Genomic DNA, 22,911 nt, shown 5'->3' with positions numbered 1-22,911 from the left:
CCGAAAAGGCCCGACAGATGGACAGCCCAATTCGCGGCATCATCCTCAAATGCATGAGCGTGACCGTCTTCACCGTCATGGCGGCCCTCGTCAAGGCTACGTCGGAGGGTGGTCTCGGCGTGCCGCCGGGGCAGCAGGTGTTTTTCCGGTCCTTCTTCGCGATCCCGGTCATTCTGCTGTGGCTCGTCTGGCGGGGCGACCTGTCGGTCGGGCTGCGCACCCGTCGGCCGATGGGGCATTTCTATCGCGGCATCGCAGGCACCGCGGCAATGGGATGCAATTTCTGGGCGCTCGGGCTGTTGGCCTTTCCAGAGGCCATCGCCATCGGCTATGCCGCGCCGCTTTTGGTGGTCATCTTTGCGGCGATGTTTCTGGGCGAGAATGTGCGGCTGTTCCGGCTGTCCATGGTGGCGCTCGGGCTCAGCGGCGTGCTGATCGTGCTGAGCCCGCAGCTCGGTCTAGGCGACAGCGCGCGCGACGTGACCCGCACGCTTGGCGCGGTGCTGGCGCTCAGCGGGGCGGGCTGCGCGGCCCTGGCGCAGATCTTCATTCGCAGGATGGTCCACGAGGAACAGACCTCTGCCATCGTGTTCTGGTTTTCGGTGACCTCGTCGCTGCTTGCTCTGACGACATTGCCTTTCGGCTGGGTCATGCCCGACGCGCAGACCGCGGCACTTCTGGTGACGACAGGGATACTCGGCGGTCTTGGACAGATCTTCCTCACCTCGGCTTACCGCTTCGGCGAGGCGTCGCTGATCGCGCCGTTCGAATATGTCTCGATGCTTCTGTCGGTGGCGATCGGCTGGGTGTTCTTTGACGAGATCGCGACGCCCACCATGCTGGCGGGGGCCTCGCTGGTGATCCTTGCCGGGATCATCATCATCTGGCGCGAGCGGCAACTGGGGCTGGAACGGGATCGTCAGCGCAAGGCAATGACGCCCTGAGCCGCCTGCCGCCGCATACTGCCACAACGCACCGGCCTACGCCCCTTCATCCCAGAGCCGCACCAGCTCGGCCGCACGTTCGGAGACGGTCTCGGCGGTGTCTCCGGGACGATACAGCCCCGAGCCGACGCCGATCCCGGCAGCCCCGGCGGCACGCCAATCGGGCAGGGTCTCGGCATTGACGCCGCCCACCGCATAGCAGGCCGTGCCTGCGGGCAGCACCGCCTTCATCGCCTTCAGCCCGGCCGGGCCGATCAGCTCTCCGGGGAACAGCTTCAACCCGGTGGCGCCCGCGTCGAGCGCGGCGAACGCCTCGGTCGGGGTCATGATGCCGGGCCAGCTTGCCATCCCCGCAGCGACGGTGGCGCGGATCACCGCGGGATTGCAGTTGGGCGAGACAGCCAGATGACCGCCAAGCCCGGCCAGCCGCGCAACCTCGTCGGTGGTCAGAACCGTCCCCGCCCCGATCCGCGCCTCGGTCCCGTGCGTCCGCAGCATCCGCGCAATGCTGTCAAAGGCATCGGGAGAGTTCAGCGGCACCTCGATCGTGGTCACGCCTGCCGCGATCAGCGCGCCGGCGACGGGCAGCGCTTCCTCCGGGGTGATGCCGCGCAGAATGGCGATGATGGGGCGGGTCATGTCATGTCCTCTTGCTGACGCCAGGCGGCCAGAAGCCCGGCGCGGGTTGCGGTGTCGGCATCGCCCACCACCGGGGCGGCGCCCTGCGCGGTCAGCGCGGTCTCATACAGCCTCGCAAGCCCCGAATTGCCAAGGATCAGCACCTGCTGGCCCAGCCAATGCGGCCGGGCGGCACCCAGATCCAGCCCGATCAGCGTGCCTGACAGGTGGGCCGAGGCCTCTGCCGGGTTGGCCGTGCCGATCAGCCCCGCGGCGCGCAGCCGGAACAGCCGTGCCCAGGCCTGATGCGGCTGGCTGAGCGCGGTGGCGACCGCATCGGCAAAGGCGGTGCCGTCATCCTCGCCCCCGGTGCCGTCGAGGCTGTGTCGCAGCACCGATTGCCGCGACAGCAGCGCGAAGATCTCGCCGGTCATGACGGTCTGGAAATGCACGATCTCGCCGGCCGAGATCCGCGCCCATTTGGTATGGGTGCCGGGCAGGCAGATCACCCCATCGAAATCGGGTTTGGCGGCGAGAAGGCCGGCGATCTGGGTTTCCTCGCCGCGCATCACATCGGGCGGGTCGCTTTGCATGACCCCGCTGGCGATCAGAACCTTTCGTCCGCCCGGATCGCCGGGCACGGCGTTCAAGGCGGGGATGGCGGGGCAGGGTACGGCGCGATAAGGCGCCTCGATCCAGCCTTGCCGCGCGCCGACCATGCCACAGGCGAGGACGGGCACGGAAGGCCAGCCCTCGCTCAGCCGGGCCAGCTCGGCCGCGAATTGATCCGCGCCGCTCAGCGTGCCCATGCCCTTGTCCGAGCCACGCGCCTCGAGCATATCGGCGCCGCGCATCGCCCAGATCCGCAGATTCGAGGTGCCCCAATCGGCGGCGATCCACTCTGCTTCAGCCGCATTCACAGCAGCACCTGCGGCTCCGCCAGCCCCGGCACATCGGCGCGGACCAGATAGGTCAGCCCCTCATCCGGGCCGGGATCACTCATCTTCTCGGTCGCTGTGGTGACCAGCAGATCCCGCATGTCTGCGCCGCCGAATGCCGGGCAAGAGGACTGGCTTCCGGCCACTGCGATCCGGTTCAGCTCGTGCCCTGCCGCATCGAAGCGGATCACCGCCGCAGCCCCCCAGCAGGCGACGCAGAACGCGCCCTCGCTGTCGATCATCGCGCCGTCAGGCCGCAGGCTCTGCCCGGACAGGTCCAGGTAAAGCTCGGGCGCGCCATCGGGCCAGCCGTCCTTGTCCAATGCCACGCGCCAGACCTTGCCCTCGGACGTGTCCGAGAAATGCGCCGTCCCCCCATCAGCCGTAAAACACATCGCGTTGGTGGTGCTGATCCCCGAATAAAGCTTGCGCAGCTCGCCCCGATAATAGCGATAGATACTGCCCTGCTTCTTCTGCCCGGCCCGGCCCATTGTGCCGATCCAGAAACCGCCCTGTCGGTCGGCGCGGCCATCATTGCAGCGATTATCGGGACGGTCCGCCTCCAGATCGACGACATGGCTCAGCGCGCCGTCGCGCAGATCGAGCACCGAGAGGTCGGTCTCGGTCGCCACCAGAAGCCGGTCGCGGTCCACCCAGCCCGCCGCCGATGCGATGCGATCGAAGCGCCATTCCAGCGGGTTGTCCTCCTCTCGCGACAAAAGCCGCTGTCCGAGGATGTCGAACCAGAAGAATTGCCGCCGCTCGGGATGCCAGAGCGGCCCCTCGCCAAGTGTGCAGACCCGGTCATCATAAACCGCCATGCGCGTGTCTCCTGTCGGTTGTCGGTCCAGAAAAGTGGTAGCGCTTTGGCGGTAGGGTGCAACCCCGACGTTCATCAGCCCGCCGAAGCGACCATCCGCAATTCGATCCCGCCAGCCAGCGTCTCGCCCGGAGCGAGCACCCGCATCCCCTTGGCCCCTTGCAGGCGCAGCGCGTCGGGAAGATGGGACATCGGTTCAAGACAGAAAAAGCTGCGATCCTCTTCGGGCGCATAGACCATCAGCGTGGAAAACACTGGATCCGCCGCGATCCGCAGTGAGATGTTGCGTTCTGGCCAGTCGATCCGGGCCTGCCCGTCCCAGCCTTCGAAAGCATTATCCAGCGGCGTGTCGGGCAGGGGTTTCGGCGCTGAAAAATCGAAATCGGCTGGGATTGCCGTCCGTGTTTCCGGCGTCTTGTCGGCTCCCTGCGTCCAGAAGGTGCGCGCATCGAACCCGATCCGCGCGCCGTCATTCGGGAAATAGGGGTGAAACCCGATCCCGAATGGCAGGGCGACCGGTCCCTCGTTGCGCAGGCTCAGCGACAGGCGCAGAGCGGGGCCGTCCAGCTCGATCCGCTGCTCGGCATGATAGTGATGCGGACCGTGCTGCGGGTGGAGATGGTCGAGGGTCAGGCGCAGCTCTTTGCTATCTACCTCCTGTGCGCTCCACTCCTCCAGCCAGCCATCCCCGTGCAGGTAGAGAGGCTCGTCCGTGTTGGGCCGCATGACGTAATCCACCCCGTCATGATGGAAAAGGTTACCGCCGATCCGGTTGCCAAGCGGCACCAGCGGAAAACAGGCGGCACGGCGCACATCGAACGGGCCACTCAAACCACGCAGGAGCGGCTCGCCCGAGGCGGTCAGCAATTCGGTCAGCGCGCCGCCCCTGCGCGAGACATGGAGGACGAGATCGTCATTGCGCAGAACAAGCATGGGCTGGCCCTCCTTTGATCGGGCTGCGGTCTCTCTGCCGCGTCCCTCAGCGGGGCTGCGCCTGTGGCTGCGGCGTCGGCTCGTCGTCGAATTTATCCTTCCGCCCGAGCAGACGGCGCATCAGCACGTAAAAGAGCGGCGCGAAGAGAATGCCGAACACCGTCGCCATCAGCGTCCCGCCCAGCACGGTCGAGCCGATCGCGTTGCGGCCCGCCGCCCCCGCGCCCGAGGACAGGACCAGCGGTGTCACCCCGAGCGAGAAGGCGATCGAGGTCATCAGGATCGGCCGGAAACGCTGCCGCGCGGCCTCGACAACCGCCTTGAACAGCGGCTTGCCGGCAACGGATTGCTCGCGCGCAAATTCCACGATCAGGATCGCGTTCTTGCCGGTTAGACCGATCACGGTCAGAAGCCCGACCTGGAAGAACACACCATTGTCGAACCCGCCCAGATACGCCCCCAGAAGTGCGCCCAGAACCCCGATGGGCATGACCAGGATGACGGCGAGCGGGATCGACCAGCTTTCGTAAAGCGCGGCCAGGCATAGGAACACCGCTGCCAGCGACAGCGCATAGAGCAGCATGGTCTGGTCGCCGGATTCGCGTTCCTCCAGTGACAGCCCGGTCCAGGCGACGTCGAACCCGGTCGGAAGCTGCCCGGCCAGCCGCTCGATCTCGGCCATGGCGTCGCCGGTGCTTACGCCCGGCATCGGGCTGCCCTGTATCTGCATCGAGGGCACGCCGTTATAGCGGTTCAGCCCCTGCGGTCCGAAGGTCCACTCGCCTTCCGCGAAATTCGAGAACGGCACCAGACCGCCGGTCGCGTTGCGCACCCGCCATTTGTCCAGATCCGACGGCGTGGCCCGGCTTGTCGCCTCACCCTGCACATAGACTTTCTTGATCCGCCCGCGATCCACGAAGTCGTTCACATATGATCCGGTCCAGGCCACTTGCAGCAGATTGGCCACATCGGTGGCGCTGATCCCCATCGCCCCGGCCTTGCGCCAGTCGATATTCAACTGGAACTGGCTCGCGTCTTCCAGCCCCGAGGGGCGGGTCTGGGTGATCATCTCGCTCTGTGCGGCCATGCCCAGCATCTGGTTCCGCGCTTCCAGCAACTGCTCGTGGCTCTGACCGCCTCGCGCCTGAAGATAGAAATCGAAGCCTGACACGTTCCCCAGCTCGATCACCGCAGGCGGCACGACCGGGAACACCATGGCGTCGCGGATCTGGCTGAGGGCGCCATAGGCTCGCCCGGCTATGGCCTGCACGGACTGGGCGGGATCGGTGCGTTCCTCCCAATCCTTCAGCCGCACGAAGGCCATGCCGACATTCTGTCCCTGTCCGGCAAAGCTGAACCCGACCACGCCGAACATCGAATCTACCGATTCCGCCTCTGCGTTCAGGAAATAATCCTGCACCTGGTCGAGCACGTCACCGGTGCGCTCGGCAGTGGCGCCGGTCGGTGCCTGGATCAGCACGAACATGATGCCCTGATCCTCTTCGGGCAGGAAGCCCTGCGGCGTGCGCAGGAACAGCAGCACCATCACCGCCGCCATGCCGATATAGACGAGAAGCATCCGCAGCGGGCGGCGGACCAGCCAGCCAACCGCCGAGGTATAGCCGTTGGTGGTCGAATCGAAGCCGCGATTGAACAGCCCGAACAGCCCACCGCGCTTGCCATGGCTGGGTTTCAGCATCGATGCGCACAGCGCCGGCGTCAGCGTCAGCGCGACCACCACCGACAAAGCCATGGCCGAGACGATGGTGATCGCGAATTGCTGATAGATCACCCCCGTCGAGCCACCGAAAAACGCCATCGGCACGAATACTGCCGAGAGGACGAGCGCGATGCCGATCAGCGCCCCTGTGATCTGACCCATCGACTTGCGCGTCGCCTCGCGCGGGTCGAGCCCTTCTTCCTCCATGATGCGCTCGACATTTTCCACCACCACGATGGCATCATCGACCAGCAGACCGATTGCCAGCACCATGGCCAGCATGGTCAGCGTGTTGATGGTAAATCCGAACACCGCCATGATGCCGAATGTCCCAAGCAGCACGATGGGCACGGCCAGCGTCGGGATCAGCGTCGCGCGCCAGTTCTGCAGGAACACATACATCACCAGGAAGACCAGCACGATCGCCTCGATCAGCGTCTTGACCACCTCCTCGATCGAGATCTCGACGAAGGGCGAAGTGTCAAAGGGGATCACGTATTCGACACCCTCGGGGAAGAACTCGGCGAATTCCTCCATCCGGTCCTTGACCAGCTCTGCCGTGTCGAGCGCGTTGGCCCCCGGCGCGAGGCTCAGCGCCATGCCGGAAGAGGGGCGGCCGTTATAGGTCGCGTTGGCGACATAGGATTCAGCCCCGATCTCGACCCGCGCCACGTCCTGCAACAGCACCAGACCGCCATCTTCCTGCGCACGCAGCACGATCTGGCGGAACTCCTCGGGTGTCGACAGCAGTGACTGGGCCGTCACCGTCGCGTTGAGTTGCTGGCCCTCGACGGTGGGCAGCGCCCCGAACGCCCCCGCGGAAATCTGGGTATTCTGCGCCGAGACCGCCGCAACCACGTCCGAGGGCGTCATCTCATAGGCGGCCAGCTTGGACGGGTCCAGCCAGATCCGCATCGCATATTGCGCGCCGAAAACCTGAACCGAGCCGATCCCCTCGATCCGGCTCAGATCGTCGACGAGATTGGTCACCATGTAATCGGCAAGATCCGCGTCGTCGTAATCCTCGTTCCCGATCAGACCGATCACCATCAGAAAGCCCGAGGTGGCCTTTTCGACCGAGATTCCCTGACGCTGAACGGGTTCCGGCAGAAGCGAGGTCGCCTGGCTCAGCTTGTTCTGCACCTGCACCTGCGCGATATCGACATCGGTGCCGGTCTCGAAGGTCAGCGTCGTCGAAGACGTGCCCGCCGAGGTCGAGCTGGAGGACATGTAGCGCATCCCGTCCAGCCCGGTCATTTGCTGCTCGATGATCTGGGTCACCGTATTCGACACGGTCTCGGCCGAGGCACCGGGGTAATTCGCGCGGATCGAGACGGAGGGCGGCGCGATCTGCGGATATTGCGCCACCGGAAGCGACAGGATCGAGAGCACCCCGATCCCCATGATGATAATCGAGATGACCCAAGCGAAAACCGGGCGGTCGATAAAGAAACGGGCCATGATCTTGCCTTCGATGATCCGGGCGGACCCGGCTTAATTTGCGCTTTCAGCGTCGGCGTCGTCGGTCTCGGTGGCTGTGCCGTCATCGGTCTGCGCCGGCTCTTCCGGCGCCGTCTCAGCCGGAGTTTCCTCCGCAGGTTCTGCCTCGGCTCGGCCCTCGCTCGCCGCATTCTCGGCAGGGGCCTCCGCCGCAGAGGCTTCCCCTTCTGTCTCGGCGCGCTCTTCCGGGGTCACGGTCATGCCCGCGCCGATGCGCTGAAACCCGGCAACCACCACCCGGTCGCCCTCGGCCAGCCCCTCGCGCACGACCCAATCGCTGCCGCGATCCTGCACGATGTCCAGCATCCGCTCCTCAATGACGTTCTCGGCATTGACCACATAGGCGACGGGGCGGCCGCGCCGGTCGCGCGTCACCGCCTCTTGCGGGGCGAGGATCACGCCCCGAAGCTCGGCCTGGGGGATCACGGCCTGCACATACATCCCGGGCAGCAACAGCCTGTCGGGATTGTCGAATTCCATGCGCAGCGTGACCACGCCCGTGGTCTCATCCACGCGCGGCTCGGCGGCGGTCAGCGAGCCCGTATGTTCGTAATCCGTCCCGTCGGCCAGTTGCAGCGTGACCGTCCGGTCGGATTGGCTGGACAGCGCTGCCTGTGCGCCCTGGCGCTGCCAGCGGACGATCTCGGCGGCGGACTGGGTCACATCGACCTTCACCGGGTCGATCCGGCGGATCACCGCCAGCGGCGTCGCTTGGCTGGCGGTCACGAGCGCCCCCTGCGAGGCCTGAGCCAGACCGATCACCCCATCCAGAGGCGCGGTGATCGTGGTCCGGTCCAGGTCGATCTCGGCTGCCTGAAGCTGCGCCTCGGCGGCACTCACCTGCGCCTGCGCCGCGTCGCGTGCCGCGATGGCGCTGTCTTCATTCTGCTGGCTGGCGACATTCCGGTCTCGCAGCGAGCCGATACGCTCGGCCTCACGGGTAGCTTCATCGGCATTGGCCTGCGCCTGCGCCAGCGCCGCCTCGGCCTGCGCCACGGCGGCCTCATAGCTGCGCGGATCGATGCGATACAGCGGGTCACCCGCCGCGACGACGCTGCCTTCCTCGAACAGTCGCTCGGTAATGAGGCCATTGACCTGAGGCCGCAGCTCTGCCTCGGCAGAGGCGATCACCCGCCCAGGCAGGGAGGAGGTCAACGTCACATCCTGCGCCGAGAGCGTGACGATGGTGACGGCGGGCGGCGGCGCTTCGCCTCCCGGTTGTTCCTGCGCCGTGGCGGCACCGGCCAATATCGCGCCGACAAAAACCGCGGCGCTCAGAGAATTCTGGAGAAATGTCATACTGTCACAACCGATGCCGAGGACTGGAACCGGACAGCGACTGGCGGGTTTTCGCCTCACGGCACCATCACGGTCATGTGCAATCTATTCTGGCGAGCGGGCAGGCGCAATCCGATTTGCCCGACGGATTTTTCAATCAAATCAAGCCTGAATATAAATAGGGTTAACTTTCGCCGATTATGTGGGTGAACGAGCGCCGCAGAAGAATGTTGTATATTTGGTTAGGTTTATCGCATAGGTTGTAAGGACGACGTGACAGGTCGTATAGCGCCTGCTAATAGAGAATCGTTGTTATGGGCGCTGTCCCGTCGATTCGACCGTCACCACGGTTTGCAGTCTGAAGAACGCAACTCCTCGCGGGCCCGATCCTGTCCGCGTCTCTGACGGGACCCCGTCGGGAGCCGGAATTCTTCATCTGCCGTCGGCTGTTGTTTTGCCCGAGTTAGGTTTGTTTGGAGGAAGGTTTTCATGGCCTCGACGACGTATCAGATGCTGTATCTCGGCCAGTTGGCCGATATGGACCCGACAGAGACGACGACCTTCCTCGGATACACAATTCCGAGCTATATCGCTGAAGACGCGGCTGAGGTACTTGGCGGGCAGAGCTTCGGGACGCCCAGCAATCCGCTTTTCAGTGAGAGCACTCAAGTCACGCTGAACGACAATGATGACAGTGGCCGGGTCGAGTTCAATCACAATGACGGCGGCGATACGCTCGAGAACATCACCTATGAGCGTGATGGCCAGCCAATCACTTCGCAGATCGATTCCGGCGTTCTCGTCAATAATGTCACTGTGGTGCAGGCCATCGGCGGGGGCAGAACTCGGACCATCGAGGTGGATGTTCGTATTATTCAGGACGTCAACGGCAATCTCTTCCTGACGCCACCCATTGCCGAAGGCGCGAATGCCAACGAAGTCGATCTGACCGAGTTTCCGATTATCTCACTAAGCATTCCCGAGAATCCGGTCGTCACGTCGAATTTCCGCGGCGTATCCTCAGACCGCGAGGCGCTGCCCTTCAAGGATGGCTATGTCGACGGCACTGATAATGATGACCTGATTGACGCGAATTACGAAGACGCAGACGGCGACAAGGTCGATTCCAACGACGCGATCCTTCCCGGCGATGTGGATGACGAGGATTACATCCGCGCCGGTGCCGGGAACGATACCGTCTATGCGGGCAATGACAACGACACCGTGCTCGGCGGCAGCGGGGATGACGATCTCTACGGCCAGGGCGGCGATGACACCATTCTGGGTGGCACCGGGGACGACCTTCTGGATGGCGGCGCCGGCAACGACACGCTGGAAGGCCAGGATGGCAGCGACACGCTGCAAGGCGGCGACGGCACCGACAGCCTGCTGGGCGGCGCCGATGACGACTCGCTTTCCGGCGGGGCAGGGGCAGACAGCCTCGATGGGGGCGACGGGAATGACACGCTGGATGGCGGCGACGGGGCGGATTCGCTCTATGGCGGCTATGGCTACGATACCTTCGTGGCGGGCGACGGTGACACGATCCAGGATTTCCGCACCGGAGATGAGCACGACATCACCAACGGCGACCAGACCGACAACGATTTCGTCGATCTGAGCGGTTACTACAACGAGGACAATCTCGCCCTCATCAATGCCGAGCGCGAGGCGAACGGGCTGGAGCCCTATCGCAACCCGCTGCAATGGCTGCGCGCAGATCAGGACGATGACGGCGTTCTGAACGATCTCGCTGGTCAGACCGTGGGCGGCACGACGCTGCCCGAGCTTGAGCTGACCATCGTGCAGGGCGAAGACGACGTCCCCGGCCACGAGCTGACCTATGACAATACCAGTGTCGTCTGCTTCAGTGCGGATGCCGCGATTTCGACCTCGCGCGGCGACCGCCGTGCCGGAGATCTGAAGATCGGCGATATCGTCCACACCAGCGACGCCGGACCGCAGCCGATCCGCTGGATCGGCAAGCGCCATCTCGGCGCGGGCGAGCTTGCCGAAAACCCGCATCTCCGCCCGATCCGCATCCGCAAGGGCGCTTTGGGCCAGGGGCTGCCCCATAACGATCTGTGCCTGTCGCCGCAGCACCGCGTCCTTGTCCGCTCGAAGATCGCGCATCGCATGTTCGGCGCGCGCGAGGTTCTTGTGGCGGCCAAGCAGCTTTGCCAGATCGACGGGATCGATATTGCCGAGGATATGGAAGAGGTCACCTATGTCCATTTCCTCTTCGACGATCACCAGATCGTGCTGGCCAACGGTGCCGAGGCGGAATCGCTGCATACCGGCCCCGAGGCGCTGAAATCCATCGGTCCTGCGGCGGTGGAAGAGGTCTTTGCCATCTTCCCAGAGCTACGTCATGGCAGCGAAAGGGACGCGGCGCGGATCCTCGCATCGGGCCGCAAGGGCCGCAAGCTAGCCGTGCGCCATGCCGAACATAATCAGCCGCTGCTGCACTGACGCCGCGCGAGTGTATGTTGGAAAAGGCCGGGGTTTGCTTCCGGCCTTTTCGCTTTGCCAGGCTCAGCCGGTGGCGGCCCCGTCCAGAAGTCTGTCCAGCGTCGCAATCTCTTCATCGCTCAGCGTGATGCCGTCCCGCTCCGAAATCTCTCGTGCGGCAAATCGCCGTTCCGAAGGCAGACGCGCCCCCTGATCGGAAATCGCCCGCAGCAGCGTTTCGGCCCGAGCAAAGGGATCGCCAGGCCGACCGGCGGCAAAACGTTCGGGCGACATGGCGAGGATCAGCTCGCCGTGATGTGGGAGCAAGCTGGTCGTGCCGCCCAGCCAGTCCAGAGCCTCGGGGCTGGTCAGATCGCCGATCATCGCCCCGGCCAGCAGTTCGATCATGATCGAGATGGCCGAGCCCTTATGCGCACCGAAAGGCAGCATCGCCCCATCAAGCGCGGCCTCGGGGTCGGTGGTGGGCCGCCCGTCTCGATCGACAGCCCAGCCTTCCGGCAGTGGCTTGCCATCCTGCCGGTGCAACTCGACCTCGCCGCGCGCGACGATCGAGGTGGCGAAGTCGAAAACGAAGGGCGGGCGGCCGGGGCGCGGCCAGCCGAAGGCGAAGGGGTTGGTCCCTAATACAGGCGCGCTCCCGCCCGCGGGTGCGACGGTCGCATAGCTGGGACACATCGCCATTGCCGCCAGCCCCTGCGCCGTCAGCGCCTCGATTTCGGGCCAGAGCGCCGAAAAATGCGTGCAGTCATTGATGACGAGCGCGGCGATCCCCTGCGCCTTCGCGCGCTCGGCGAGGATCGGCGCGCCGATTGCGAAAGAGGCGGGCGAAAAGCCCCCGCCGGCATTGACGCGGATCACCGCGCTTCCATCATCGACCAGCTCGGGCGCGGCATCGGGATCGACCTTGCCCGCCTTCAGCGTCTTCAGGCATCCGGCAATGCGATAAACACCGTGCGACTTGCAGTTGTCCCGCTCTCCGGCGGTGATGACGGCGGCAACGCTTTTGGCCTGAATTGGCGAAAGACCGGCGCGGCGGAAGATCTCCGTGACTTTGCCGTTCAGCGTCTCGATGGTCAGGGTCTGACTCATGCGGTGGCTCCGGTTCCGGGCAGGGTGCGCCTCATCTAAAGCCGCGGCACGGGGACAGGCAACCATGCCACGCATTTTCTGCATACATATTGTATTTTGAGATTGCTTCGTGCTGTCGCTGGGCGGATAAATCTCACAAGGCCCGTTCCGGGCCACGAGGCGACAGGGAAGTCCATGGCGCAGCCGGATGTCATCGTGATCGGAGCCGGAGTGATCGGCCTGTCCGCCGCGCTTAAATTGCAGGCGCGGGGGCGGGCCGTCATGGTGATCGACCGCGAGGGTCCGGCGGCAGGTGCCTCTGCCGGGAATGCCGGGGCGTTTGCCTTCAGTGACATCCTGCCGCTTGCCTCGCCGGGCATCCTTCGGCAGGCCCCGAAATGGCTGCTCGATCCGCTTGGGCCGCTGAGCGTGCCGCCGGGCTATGCGCTGCGCATCGCGCCGTGGATGTTCCGCTTCTGGCGGGCCTGCGCCCCGCACCGGGTGGCCGCATCCACCGCCGCGCAGACCGCGTTGATGGATCTGTCGCGCGACGCGCTGCGCCCCTTCCTCGCTGCGACCGGCACCGCGCATATGCTGCACCGGCGCGGCAATCTTCAGCTCTACGAGACCGAGGCCGAGTTCCGCGCCTCGTTGCCCGGCTGGCGAGCGCGCGACGATCACGGCATTGCCTATCGGCACATGACCCCGGAAGAGATGGCCGAACTGCAACCCGGTATCTCGCCGCGTTTCACCCGCGGGACCTTCATCCCGGAATGGTATTCGATCTCGGACCCGAAAGACTATGTGCTGCGTCTCGCCGAGCGCTTCCGCGACAATGGCGGCCAAATCGCGCGGGCAGAGATCACCGTGCTGCATGTGGACCCCGATGCGATTCGTGCCGGAGACCATCGCGCCGCCCATATCGTCATCGCCGCGGGCGCGCATTCGCATCATCTCGCCCGGAGCCTTGGCGAAGGCATCCCCTTGGAAACCGAGCGCGGCTATAACACCACATTGCCGCCCGGCGCATTCGATCTGCGCACGCAGCTGACCTTCGGCGGGCACGGCTTTGTCGTCTCGCCTCTGGAAACCGGCATCCGCGTCGGTGGGGCGGTCGAACTCGGCGGGCTGTCCGCCCCGCCGAACTTCAAGCGCGCCGAGGGGATGCTGGCCCGCGCCCGTTCCTTCCTGCCCGGTCTGGCTATCGAGGGCGGACGGCAATGGATGGGGTTCCGCCCCTCGCTGCCCGACAGCCTGCCCGTGATCGGCAATTCCCCGGCGACGCCGCGCGTGACATATGCGTTCGGTCACGGCCATCTGGGCCTGACCCAATCGGCCGGCACCGCCCGGCTGGTCGCCGATCTGGTCACCGGCCAGCCCGCCGCGATTGACCTCGCCCCGTTCTCTCCTGCACGGTTCTGACCCATGACCAACTACAGCTTTTCCTGCATCGACGGCCATACCTGCGGCAATCCGGTCCGCCTTGTCTCGGGCGGCGCACCCAGGCTGGACGGCGCCGACATGCTGGAAAAACGCGCCCATTTCCTGCGCGAATTCGACTGGATCCGCACCGGTCTGATGTTCGAGCCGCGCGGCCATGACATGATGTCGGGCAGCATCCTTTATCCGCCGACGCGGCCCGATTGCGACGTGGCGGTGCTGTTCATCGAAACCTCGGGCTGCCTGCCCATGTGCGGCCACGGCACCATCGGCACCATCACCATGGGGATCGAGAACGGCCTGATCCAGCCCCGCGAGCCGGGGCGGCTGTCCATCGAGACCCCGGCGGGCAAGGTGGATATCGCCTATACCCAGCAGGGCCGTTTCGTTGAAGAGGTGCGGCTGACCAATGTCCCCGCATTCCTCTATGCCGAGGGGCTGACGGCCGAGCTTGACGGTCTGGGGGAAATCACCGTCGATGTCGCCTATGGCGGCAATTTCTACGCCATTGTCGAGCCGCAGACCCTGTATCGCGACATGGCCGATTTCACCGCCGGGGAACTGGTCGGGCTGTCGCCGAAGCTGCGCGCGGCGCTGAACGCGAGATACGATTTCAGCCATCCCGAGGATCCCCGCATTCACGGGCTGTCCCATATCCTCTGGACCGGCGCGCCGCGGACCGAGGGCGCCCATGCCCGAAACGCGGTGTTCTATGGCGACAAGGCGATCGACCGCTCGCCCTGTGGCACCGGCACCTCGGCGCGGATGGCACAGCTTGCCGCGAAGGGAAGGCTGAAACCGGGCGACGAATTCCACCACGAATCCATCATCGGCTCAATCTTCAAGGGCCGGATCGAGGCTGAAACCGAAATCGCGGGCCGCCCCGCCATCATCCCTTCGGTCGCCGGATGGGCGCGGATGACGGGCTATAACACCATCTTTATCGACGACCGCGACCCCTTCGCTCACGGCTTCGTGGTCGTCTGAGCCTCTGCCGCCGAAAGGAACCCCCGATGCGCAGCAGCAAGACCATTCACGTCATCTCGGCCCATGCCGAGAGAGAGGTTGGCGACGTGATCGTGGGCGGCGTACTGCCCCCTCCGGGAGACACGGTCTGGCAACAGTCGCGTTGGATCGCGCGCGATGCGACGCTGCGCAATTTCATGCTGAACGAACCGCGCGGCGGCGTCTTCCGCCATGTGAACCTGCTGGTGCCGCCCAAACATCCCGAGGCCGACGCGGCGTTTATCATCATGGAGCCGGAGGATACCCCGCCCATGTCGGGTTCCAACTCGATCTGCGTTGCCACGGTGCTGCTCGATGCCGGGCTGATCCCGATGACCGAGCCCGAAACCCGGCTGACGCTGGAAGCGCCTGGCGGCCTCGTGCGGGTGCGGGCCGAATGCCGTGACGGCAAGGCACAGCGGATCTTCGTTGAGAATCTGCCCAGCTTCGCCGCGTCGCTGGATCAGGTGCTGGAGGTCGAGGGCGTCGGCAGCCTCGGTGTCGATACCGCCTTTGGCGGCGACAGCTTCGTGGTGGTGGACGCCGCGTCGATGGGCTTTGCGATGACGCCGGACGAGGCGCATGATATCGCGCGGCTCGGCGTGCGGATCACGGATGCGGCGAATGAACAGATGCAGTTCCGCCATCCGACCCTCGCGGACTGGACGCATTTCAGCTTCTGCCTGTTCGCCGGAGCGCTGAGCCGTGACGAGACCGGGCTCAGGGCCGCGTCTGCCGTGGCAATCCAGCCGGGCAAGGTAGACCGCTCACCGACCGGCACGGCGCTGTCGGCGCGCATGGCGCTTCTGCATGCGCGCGGCCAGATGGCAGAGGGCGACCGCCTGACCGCTGTGTCGCTGATCGGCTCTCGCTTCGGCGGGCGGATCACGGGCACCACGACGCTCGGCGACCGGCCGGCGATCATCCCGGAAATCGCGGGTCGCGGCTGGATCACCGGCACGCATCAGCACATGCTGGACCCTGACGATCCCTGGCCCGAGGGCTATCGGCTCAGCGACACATGGGGCGCGAGATGAGCCGCCGCGATTGCAGAAGGACCGACCGATGACACAGAAACAGCCGCCCCGCCCCGAGCGCCGTCGCGGCGAAGGCGTCCGCTATGTCTACGAGATCCTCCGCGATGAGATCATCGACCTGACGCTGGAACCCGGCAGCCCCATCGACGAGATCCAGCTTTCGGAACGGCTCGCCATGTCGCGCACCCCGATCCGAGAGGCGCTCGTGCGGCTGGCGGCGGACGGGCTTGTGACGACACTGCCCAACCGCTCGACGGTGGTGTCGAATATCGATTTTCTGAACATGCATCATTTCTTCGATGCGCTCACGCTGATGTATCGCGTGACGACGCGGCTCGCCGCCGAGAACCGGAGCGAGGCCGACCTGACCGCAATCCGCGCCCATCAAGCAGAATTCGCGCAGGCGCTCGCGGATCGCGACGCGTTGCGGATGATCGCCACCAATCGCGATTTCCATGCCGCCATCGCCGAGGCTGGGCGCAACCCTTACTATACCGGGCTGTTCTGCCGCTTGCTGGATGAAGGGCGGCGGATCTTGCGGCTGTATTACTCCTCCTATGGTGACGCGCCCCCGCAAAGCGACACCGAGGGCCACGATGCCATGATCGCCGCCATCGCCGCGCATGACGTGGCAGAGGCGGACCGGCTGGCCGGCCGCCATGCCGACCTGATCGTCGGTCAGATCCGCTCGCTTCTGGCGCAGGATCGGCGGCAGCATATCGCGCTGTAAGCAAGGCCGCGTTCCGTTTCAACTTGTCGACACATAAAATACAAGTTGTATGATATTCAGAGGCACCAGTGATTCCCCCACTCCGCCAACCCGCCAGATCAGGAGCGACCCGATGACTGCAAACATCTTTTCAGGCACCGTTCCGGCCCTGATGACCCCCTGCAAACCGGATCGTTCGCCCGATTTCGACGCGCTCCTTCGCGAGGCCGAGACGCTGATCGCGGCAGGGATGTCGGCGGTGGTCTATTGCGGCTCGATGGGCGACTGGCCCCTTCTCAGCGACGCGCAGCGGATGGAAGGGGTCGAGCTTCTGGTCAAGGCGGGTATCCCCACCATCGTCGGCACCGGCGCCATCAACACCGCCAGCGCCGTCGCCCACGCCGAGCACGCGCAGGGCGTCGGGGCGCAGGGGTTGATGGTGATTCCGCGGGTTTTGTCGCGGGGGTCGGTGATTTCGGCGCAGCGGGCGCATTTCGAGGCGATCCTTTCGGCGGCGCCGGATCTGCCGGCGGTGATCTATAACAGCCCCTATTACGGGTTCGCCACGCGGGCGGATTTGTTCTTTGCCTTGCGGGAAAACCATCCGAACCTGATTGGCTTCAAGGAGTTCGGCGGGGAGGCGGATCTGAGCTATGCGGCGGAGAACATCACCAGCCGCGACGACAATGTGACGCTGATGATCGGCGTGGATACGGCCGTCTATCATGGCTTCGTCAATTGCGGGGCGACGGGGGCAATCACTGGGATCGGCTGTGTCTTACCAAAGGAGGTGCTGCATCTCGTCAGCCTCTGCCAGGCGGCGGCCAGGGGCGATGCCGAGGCCCGCGCACTTGCCAGGGAGCTGGAAGAGGCCTTTTCGGTGCTGTCGAAATTCGACGAAGGACCGGATCTGGTCCTGTTTTTCAAGCATATGATGGTGCTGAAGGGCCATGCCGAGTTCGAGTTACATTTTAACCAATCCGACGCGCTGACGGAGAGCCAGAAGGGCTTTGTCGAGGCTCAGCTCAAGCTGTTCGACGCCTGGTACGCCGAATGGTCGCAGCAGAACGGCGCGCAGAAATACGCGGTCTGAGGGCGCACAGCGCGTAGACAGGCCGTACACCGGGCGTGCGTCCGATTTTCGTCTTATGCGGTTTAGTCAGAGCAGGAGTGTGCCAGAGTCGTCTTGGAAGATGACATTCTGGCGGAGGTTCATTCTGCATTGCAGAAGGTCGGCATCGAGCCCTCTCGCGCCATTGCTTGACCATTATAGGGCAGGCGAAGTCCACATAGACTTTGAAGCTAAGCGCTGAAACGGAAGTATGATGAGAGCGCTGGTTGTCAGGGCACGCGTTCCATCGGTGCGTATGTCGTGGCGCAATTTTCCGAAGTTGGGCACGATGTCATCGAGGCGCCACTAAACTCGTTCTGGCGCTGCCGCACGATGGGCTGCTGGATCATCCGGTTTCTTCCTGCGCAGCTTTTCGACGCTGAAGCTGGCGGTATCCATAGGTTGCGTTGCGCACCGTCTCGTCACTTTCCAACCCCGACCCAAGCGCGCCCGCGATCGTAGCTACGGACGTCGCAAGCCAAGCCAGCTTCACATAGTCGAGCAGCCCGATGGCATGGCTTAATCGGGATTCGAGCAGATCAGGGGGCACAAACAAGACCACCGCAATCACGAAAAGCGCCAGGAGCACGCCATAATAGAGAACAACGGCGACACTAAGCGTCAGCACCGTAGCCGCGTTATATAGCCTCATTAACAGGGGCGAGCCCTCCGCTTGAGGCTTCTCCCATAGATCGTGTGAGATGATCAGCCAGAACACCATGGCCACCATCGACGTCGCCATCAGGGCGACCAAACGGATCGGGTCGTAGGCATCGCTCAGTTGCCAGAGCGTCGGGAAAATCAGCCCGTATGCGCCGGTGGCGAAAGCCACGGCCACCACGCTCTTGAAGGCTGGAAAGATGGTCCAGGGCTGGTTCGCCCTCATCATTCCCGTTAACAGGCGCAGCCACGCGTAAGGCCTCGGCGCAGAAACGAATCGCACATCGACGGCCATGTCCGGATCCTGCGGTACGATTCGGCGTATGGGCGCCAAGTATCGCAACGGCCATCGATCAGTTCGCCCCGTCACGGACTTGCGGGATTGGGGCCGCTCCGGATCGCCAGCAGCTTGATCGTGTGACTTCGGTTCCTTGGATACGAGCTCTCTGAGCACAAGGACGGCGGCGCGCTCTGACCGACGGTACATGAGCATTCCGCCAGTGGCGGGCACCGAAATACTGCCGACGCCTTTTTCCAGAACAGCGTCGGCGACCACGACATGGTGCTGACGGAGGATGGGCAGATCGGTGATGCTGATCGCAAAATCCCAACCGTGCTGGTGTTTGCGTTTTTCGGCTTCATCGAGAATTTCCGCGGGATCGCCAGCGCCGCCGGTCAAGGGATCGCAGACGATTTCCACGTACCAGTCGTTACGTTCATCGACTTCGCTGCGAAGAAGGTCGGGTAATATCTTAGCCAGATGCGCGGCCACCTTTTCGGGAAGCTCCGGCGCCGGGAGCAGCCCTATCACCCATCCGTACGACGCTGCATCCATCGGTCTCACATGCGAACCGCGCCTCGCTTCGCTTTGCGGGGTAGTCTCGTCATCGACCGATTTCTGGCTTTCCAACTTGCACATGAGAACCTCCCAGTTCGGTCTCTCACGGACCTTGCTATGTGATAAAGCCTCAACTGGCGACCCAACGCGCGTTATTCATGCTGTCATGAGGCAGTCGCTCGATCCTCAACTTCGGGCGCCGGCCTGTACCGTGCTGCGTGGAGACCACAGCCCACGTTGAGCATTTGGACGAAACGGCGACTGACCGAACGCCCGTTTTGTCCGCATAGCTGTCGTCAATGCATCTTGTGCAACAAAGCCATTGGCCAGCAGGGACTTTGCCCCTTGATTCCGGGCTGCCCTAAGGGCAGGGCAGCTTACCCCGCCAGAAGCGCCGCGTTGCCGCCTGCGGCGGTCGTGTCCACGCAGAGATGGCGCTCATGCGCGACATGGGCGAGGTCGGGCAGCGCGGTGATCAGGGCCTTGATCTCTCCGTCGCGGGAGGCGAGGGCCTGTGCATAGGCGCGGGCCTGATCGGCGTCGCCCCACCAGATCGCGGCGGAGAAGCCGGTGAGGGTGGTCAGCGCCTCGGGTGCGAGATCGCCGTTGACTGGCACCGTGTGGCCGCCAAGGGTCTGCACCGCCTTCACCTGCGCGGCGACGGCCTCGCGTCCCGGGCCGAGGCAGAGAAGCGGCGGGCGGGTGACGGTCATCAGGCGGTTCAGCTCTCCGGTCGGGCCGGGCATGAGGGTTTCCGAAATGTCGGCCTCTGCCGCGTCGTTCAGCGCCTTCTGCACGGCTTTCGCATCCGCCTTGCCTCCGAAACCGCCGGGCTGGGCGTCAGGCTGGGCCGGGGCGTAGAAGCGCGGCAGATAATTCGGGCCGCCCGCCTTGGGGCCGGTGCCTGACAGCCCCTCGCCGCCGAAGGGCTGGCTGCCGACAATGGCGCCGATCTGGTTGCGGTTCACATAGATATTGCCGACATGGATCGCATCCGCGACCTCTTGCACGCGGCTGTCGATGCGGGTGTGCAGGCCGAAGGTCAGCCCGAAACCGCGCGCGTTCACATCGGCGATCACCTTGTCCAGATCGCGGTTCTTGAAGGTGGCGAGATGCAGGACGGGGCCGAACACCTCTCGCTCCAGATCGTCGATGCCGTTCACTTTCAGCAAGGTCGGCGGGACGAAGCTGCCTTCGGCGGGCACCTCGCGCTTGTGGAGGAGATTGGTTTTCTGCGCCTCGATATAGCCAGTGATGTCATCCTGCGCCTCGCCGTCAATGACCGGACCGACATCGGTGGACAGCTCACGCGGATCGCCGATGCCGAGCTGGTCCATCGCGCCTTTCAGCATCTCGATCATCTGGGGCGCAACGTCTTCCTGCACATAGAGGCAACGCAGGGCCGAGCATCGCTGGCCCGCCGACTGGAAGCTGGAGGCGACGATGTCGCGCACCGCCTGTTCGGGCAGGGCGGTGGAATCGACGATCATGGCGTTCAGCCCGCCGGTTTCCGCGATCAGCGGGGTGCCGGGGGCAAGGTTTTCGGCCATGGTTCTGGCGATGATCTGCGCCGTGTCGGTCGAGCCGGTGAAGACGACGCCGTTGATCCTTGCGTCAGATGTCAGCGCCGCGCCAACCGTACCGCCATCGCCGGGCAGAAGTTGCAGCGCATGGGCCGGGACGCCTGCCTGATGCAGCAGCCGGGTGGCGACGGCAGCGATCAGCGGGGTCTGTTCGGCGGGTTTCGCCAGCACCGCGTTGCCCGCCATCAGGGCTGCGGCGATCTGGCCCGTAAAGATCGCCAGCGGGAAGTTCCACGGGCTGATCGCGGTGAAGACGCCGCGCGGGGCGTCGTCGCGGGACTCGCCTTGCAGCGCGTAGTAACGCAGGAAATCCACCGCCTCGCGCAGCTCGGCCACAGCGTCGGGCAGGGATTTGCCGCCCTCGGCGTGGAGCGTGGCGAAGATCTCGCCGTGATATTCTTCGTACAGATCGGCGGCGCGGCGCAGCGTCTCGGCGCGCTCGGTCGCCGGGGCGTCCCAGATCGCCGCATCGGCAATGGCGCGGGCGGCGGTGTCGGCATCGGCCTCGGTCACCTGCGCCACGGTTTCGCCGGTGGCGGGGTTGGTGATGGGTCGCGTGTTGCCGCTCGGCTCGGAGACGGTGAGGGGGGCGGCATCCGCGATGCGCTCAGGCGCGGCGGCGCGGATGCGGTCGAGCGTCGCCTGATCGGTCAGGTCATAGCCCTGCGAGTTGCGCCGCTCGGGACCGAAGATGTTTTCGGGACGGTCGAGCAGGGCGGGCGCCTCGGCGCTGTCCAGCAGGGCAAAGGGGTCCTGCGCGATCTCTTCCGGCGGCACGTCCTCATCGACGATCTGATGCACGAAAGAGGAGTTCGCGCCGTTTTCCAGCAGGCGGCGGACCAGATAGGCCAGCAGGTCGCGATGCGCGCCGACCGGGGCATAGATGCGGCAGCGGCGGTCATTGCGTTCCTTGAGCACGATCTCGTGCAGCCGCTCGCCCATGCCATGCAGGCGCTGGAATTCAAATTCGATGTCGCCGACCATATCGAGGATTGCCGCGACGGTATGGGCGTTATGGGTGGCGAATTGCGGATAGATGCGGTCGGCATAGCCGATCAGCTTGCGGGCATTGGCGATATAGGACACGTCGGTTTCCACCTTGCGGGTGAACAGGGTGAAGCCCGGCAGACCCTGGACCTGCGCGTGTTTCATCTCGGTATCCCAATAGGCGCCCTTGACCAGCCGGACCATGATGCGGCGGTCATGGCGTTCGGCCAGATCGTGCAGCCAGTCGATGACCAGCCCGGCGCGCTTGCCGTAAGCCTGCACCACGACGCCGAACCCGTCCCAGCCGGCCAGCGACGGGTCGGACAACACCGCCTCGATGATCTTCAGCGAGATCACCAGCCGGTCCTGTTCCTCGGCGTCGATATTCATGCCCATATTCGCGGCCTTGGCGGCACGGGCGAGGTCCAGCACCACCGGCACGAGATCGGCGATGGCGCGGTCTTCATGCGCGACCTCATAGCGCGGATGCAGCGCCGAAAGCTTGATCGAGATGCCGGGATTGTCGCGGACGGTCTTCTTGTCGCAGGACTTTGCGATGGACTTGATCGCATTGGCGTATTCGCTGGCATAGCGATCCGCATCGGCGCGGGTCATCGCGGCCTCGCCCAGCATGTCGTAGCTGTAGCTGTAGCCCTGACCCTCCAGCTCACGCGCGTTTTTCAGCGCCTCATCTATGGTCTGGCCCAGGACGAATTGCTTGCCCATCTCGCGCATGGCGCGGTTGACGGCGGTGCGGATCACCGGCTCGCCCAGACGCTTGATCGCGCCGCGCAGCGTGCCGACCACGCCGGGCTGATCGTCATCCAGCACCTTGCCGGTCAGCATCAGCGCCCAGGTCGAGGCGTTGACGAGGCTGGAGGAGGCCTCGCCCAGATGTTTGCCCCAGTCCGAGGGCGCGATCTTGTCCTCGATCAACGCATCCATGGTGATCTTGTCGGGGACGCGCAGCATCGCCTCGGCCAGGCACATCAGCGCGATGCCTTCGCGAGTGGACAGCTCGTATTCCGATAGGAAATGCTCCATCAGCGTGGGCTTGTCCTCGGCCCGGATGCGCCGGACCAGATCGCCGGCGCGGTCCGAGATCCGGGCGCGATCCGCGGCAGAAAGCGCGGCCTGACCGATCAGCTCGTCCAGAAGTTGGTCCGCGGGGCGGAACTTGGCTTCGGTCGTGAATGCGGTGAGATCGGTCGCGCTCATATCCATCCTCCTGTTGAAGCTGCCAGTTTATC

General features: G+C 64.7%; 16 protein-coding genes. 7 read left to right on the top strand and 9 right to left on the bottom strand.

Going from position 1 to position 22,911, the window contains the following annotated elements; all coding sequences use genetic code 11:
• Nucleotides 1–17: 17 nt before the first annotated feature.
• Nucleotides 18–944 carry a DMT family transporter gene (locus PAF18_RS11290; RefSeq protein ID WP_271115818.1) on the top strand — a complete coding sequence of 309 codons (927 nt, stop codon included), beginning with the start codon at nt 18–20 and terminating at the stop codon, nt 942–944.
• 36 nt (nt 945–980) lie between these two features.
• Here the strand turns inward: PAF18_RS11290 and PAF18_RS11285 are convergent, their stop codons facing one another.
• The 6 genes from PAF18_RS11285 to PAF18_RS11260 all read right to left on the bottom strand — a co-directional run bounded on the left by PAF18_RS11285 (nt 981) and on the right by PAF18_RS11260 (nt 8,772).
• Complete coding sequence (locus PAF18_RS11285; RefSeq protein WP_271115817.1) at nt 981–1,583, bottom strand: 2-dehydro-3-deoxy-6-phosphogalactonate aldolase; 603 nt, start codon at nt 1,581–1,583, stop codon at nt 981–983.
• On the bottom strand, nt 1,580–2,482 hold the full coding sequence (locus PAF18_RS11280) for a 2-dehydro-3-deoxygalactonokinase (RefSeq protein ID WP_271115816.1): 903 nt from the start codon (nt 2,480–2,482) through the stop codon (nt 1,580–1,582). The genes PAF18_RS11285 and PAF18_RS11280 overlap by 4 nt, the downstream gene beginning before the upstream one ends.
• Nucleotides 2,479–3,321: an SMP-30/gluconolactonase/LRE family protein gene (locus PAF18_RS11275; RefSeq protein WP_271115815.1), complete on the bottom strand. Its 843-nt coding sequence runs from the start codon at nt 3,319–3,321 to the stop codon at nt 2,479–2,481. Before PAF18_RS11275 ends, PAF18_RS11280 begins: the two co-directional genes overlap by 4 nt.
• Nucleotides 3,322–3,395: 74 nt before the next feature.
• On the bottom strand, nt 3,396–4,253 hold the full coding sequence (locus PAF18_RS11270) for an aldose 1-epimerase (RefSeq protein ID WP_271115814.1): 858 nt from the start codon (nt 4,251–4,253) through the stop codon (nt 3,396–3,398).
• A gap of 46 nt (nt 4,254–4,299) precedes the next feature.
• Entirely contained in the window at nt 4,300–7,434 is a 3,135-nt protein-coding gene (locus PAF18_RS11265) for an efflux RND transporter permease subunit (protein WP_271115813.1), read from the bottom strand.
• A gap of 33 nt (nt 7,435–7,467) precedes the next feature.
• Nucleotides 7,468–8,772, bottom strand: coding sequence for an efflux RND transporter periplasmic adaptor subunit (locus PAF18_RS11260; protein WP_271115812.1), 1,305 nt, complete (start codon nt 8,770–8,772; stop codon nt 7,468–7,470).
• Nucleotides 8,773–9,240: 468 nt separating this feature from the next.
• On the opposite strand from PAF18_RS11260, the gene PAF18_RS11255 reads away from it, so the two are divergent.
• Complete coding sequence (locus tag PAF18_RS11255) at nt 9,241–11,223, top strand: Hint domain-containing protein (RefSeq protein ID WP_271115811.1); 1,983 nt, start codon at nt 9,241–9,243, stop codon at nt 11,221–11,223.
• 63 nt (nt 11,224–11,286) lie between these two features.
• Here the strand turns inward: PAF18_RS11255 and PAF18_RS11250 are convergent, their stop codons facing one another.
• Nucleotides 11,287–12,312 (bottom strand): Ldh family oxidoreductase, encoded by a 1,026-nt coding sequence (locus PAF18_RS11250; protein ID WP_271115810.1) that lies wholly within the window; start codon nt 12,310–12,312, stop codon nt 11,287–11,289.
• 174 nt (nt 12,313–12,486) lie between these two features.
• On the opposite strand from PAF18_RS11250, the gene PAF18_RS11245 reads away from it, so the two are divergent.
• From PAF18_RS11245 to PAF18_RS11225, 5 genes are all read left to right on the top strand, one after another.
• On the top strand, nt 12,487–13,713 hold the full coding sequence (locus PAF18_RS11245; RefSeq protein WP_271115809.1) for an NAD(P)/FAD-dependent oxidoreductase: 1,227 nt from the start codon (nt 12,487–12,489) through the stop codon (nt 13,711–13,713).
• Nucleotides 13,714–13,716: 3 nt separating this feature from the next.
• Nucleotides 13,717–14,718, top strand: a complete 1,002-nt coding sequence (locus PAF18_RS11240) for a 4-hydroxyproline epimerase (protein ID WP_271115808.1) — start codon at nt 13,717–13,719, stop codon at nt 14,716–14,718.
• A gap of 26 nt (nt 14,719–14,744) precedes the next feature.
• Complete coding sequence (locus PAF18_RS11235) at nt 14,745–15,773, top strand: trans-3-hydroxy-L-proline dehydratase (RefSeq protein ID WP_271115807.1); 1,029 nt, start codon at nt 14,745–14,747, stop codon at nt 15,771–15,773.
• A gap of 28 nt (nt 15,774–15,801) precedes the next feature.
• Nucleotides 15,802–16,503 carry a GntR family transcriptional regulator gene (locus PAF18_RS11230; RefSeq protein ID WP_271115806.1) on the top strand — a complete coding sequence of 234 codons (702 nt, stop codon included), beginning with the start codon at nt 15,802–15,804 and terminating at the stop codon, nt 16,501–16,503.
• A 112-nt stretch (nt 16,504–16,615) separates the two neighbouring features.
• Nucleotides 16,616–17,575, top strand: coding sequence for a dihydrodipicolinate synthase family protein (locus PAF18_RS11225; RefSeq protein ID WP_271115805.1), 960 nt, complete (start codon nt 16,616–16,618; stop codon nt 17,573–17,575).
• A 364-nt stretch (nt 17,576–17,939) separates the two neighbouring features.
• Here PAF18_RS11225 and PAF18_RS11220 read toward each other — a convergent pair whose 3' ends face one another.
• Both PAF18_RS11220 and putA read right to left on the bottom strand, forming a co-directional pair.
• Nucleotides 17,940–19,172, bottom strand: a complete 1,233-nt coding sequence (locus PAF18_RS11220) for a hypothetical protein (RefSeq protein ID WP_271115804.1) — start codon at nt 19,170–19,172, stop codon at nt 17,940–17,942.
• A gap of 296 nt (nt 19,173–19,468) precedes the next feature.
• On the bottom strand, nt 19,469–22,879 hold the full coding sequence (putA, locus tag PAF18_RS11215) for a bifunctional proline dehydrogenase/L-glutamate gamma-semialdehyde dehydrogenase PutA (protein ID WP_271115803.1): 3,411 nt from the start codon (nt 22,877–22,879) through the stop codon (nt 19,469–19,471).
• Nucleotides 22,880–22,911 lie beyond the last annotated feature (32 nt).

Origin of the sequence: Paracoccus sediminicola (genome assembly GCF_027912835.1) — a bacterium.
Lineage (GTDB): Bacteria > Pseudomonadota > Alphaproteobacteria > Rhodobacterales > Rhodobacteraceae > Paracoccus > Paracoccus sediminicola.
The sequence above is the reverse complement of the archived record's forward strand: the minus strand, read 5'-3'. Positions and strand labels throughout refer to the sequence as shown.

Excerpts from the sequence above, each read along its gene's own strand:
- PAF18_RS11265 (WP_271115813.1), bottom strand. The coding sequence starts at position 7,434 with ATGGCCCGTTTCTTTATCGACCGCCCGGTTTTCGCTTGGGTCATCTCG.
- PAF18_RS11255 (WP_271115811.1), top strand. The coding sequence starts at position 9,241 with ATGGCCTCGACGACGTATCAGATGCTGTATCTCGGCCAGTTGGCCGAT.
- PAF18_RS11240 (WP_271115808.1), top strand. The coding sequence starts at position 13,717 with ATGACCAACTACAGCTTTTCCTGCATCGACGGCCATACCTGCGGCAAT.
- PAF18_RS11285 (WP_271115817.1), bottom strand. The coding sequence starts at position 1,583 with ATGACCCGCCCCATCATCGCCATTCTGCGCGGCATCACCCCGGAGGAA.
- PAF18_RS11225 (WP_271115805.1), top strand. The coding sequence starts at position 16,616 with ATGACTGCAAACATCTTTTCAGGCACCGTTCCGGCCCTGATGACCCCC.
- PAF18_RS11230 (WP_271115806.1), top strand. The coding sequence starts at position 15,802 with ATGACACAGAAACAGCCGCCCCGCCCCGAGCGCCGTCGCGGCGAAGGC.
- PAF18_RS11260 (WP_271115812.1), bottom strand. The coding sequence starts at position 8,772 with ATGACATTTCTCCAGAATTCTCTGAGCGCCGCGGTTTTTGTCGGCGCG.
- putA (WP_271115803.1), bottom strand. The coding sequence starts at position 22,879 with ATGAGCGCGACCGATCTCACCGCATTCACGACCGAAGCCAAGTTCCGC.
- PAF18_RS11290 (WP_271115818.1), top strand. The coding sequence starts at position 18 with ATGGACAGCCCAATTCGCGGCATCATCCTCAAATGCATGAGCGTGACC.
- PAF18_RS11275 (WP_271115815.1), bottom strand. The coding sequence starts at position 3,321 with ATGGCGGTTTATGATGACCGGGTCTGCACACTTGGCGAGGGGCCGCTC.
- PAF18_RS11220 (WP_271115804.1), bottom strand. The coding sequence starts at position 19,172 with ATGTGCAAGTTGGAAAGCCAGAAATCGGTCGATGACGAGACTACCCCG.
- PAF18_RS11250 (WP_271115810.1), bottom strand. The coding sequence starts at position 12,312 with ATGAGTCAGACCCTGACCATCGAGACGCTGAACGGCAAAGTCACGGAG.
- PAF18_RS11245 (WP_271115809.1), top strand. The coding sequence starts at position 12,487 with ATGGCGCAGCCGGATGTCATCGTGATCGGAGCCGGAGTGATCGGCCTG.
- PAF18_RS11235 (WP_271115807.1), top strand. The coding sequence starts at position 14,745 with ATGCGCAGCAGCAAGACCATTCACGTCATCTCGGCCCATGCCGAGAGA.
- PAF18_RS11270 (WP_271115814.1), bottom strand. The coding sequence starts at position 4,253 with ATGCTTGTTCTGCGCAATGACGATCTCGTCCTCCATGTCTCGCGCAGG.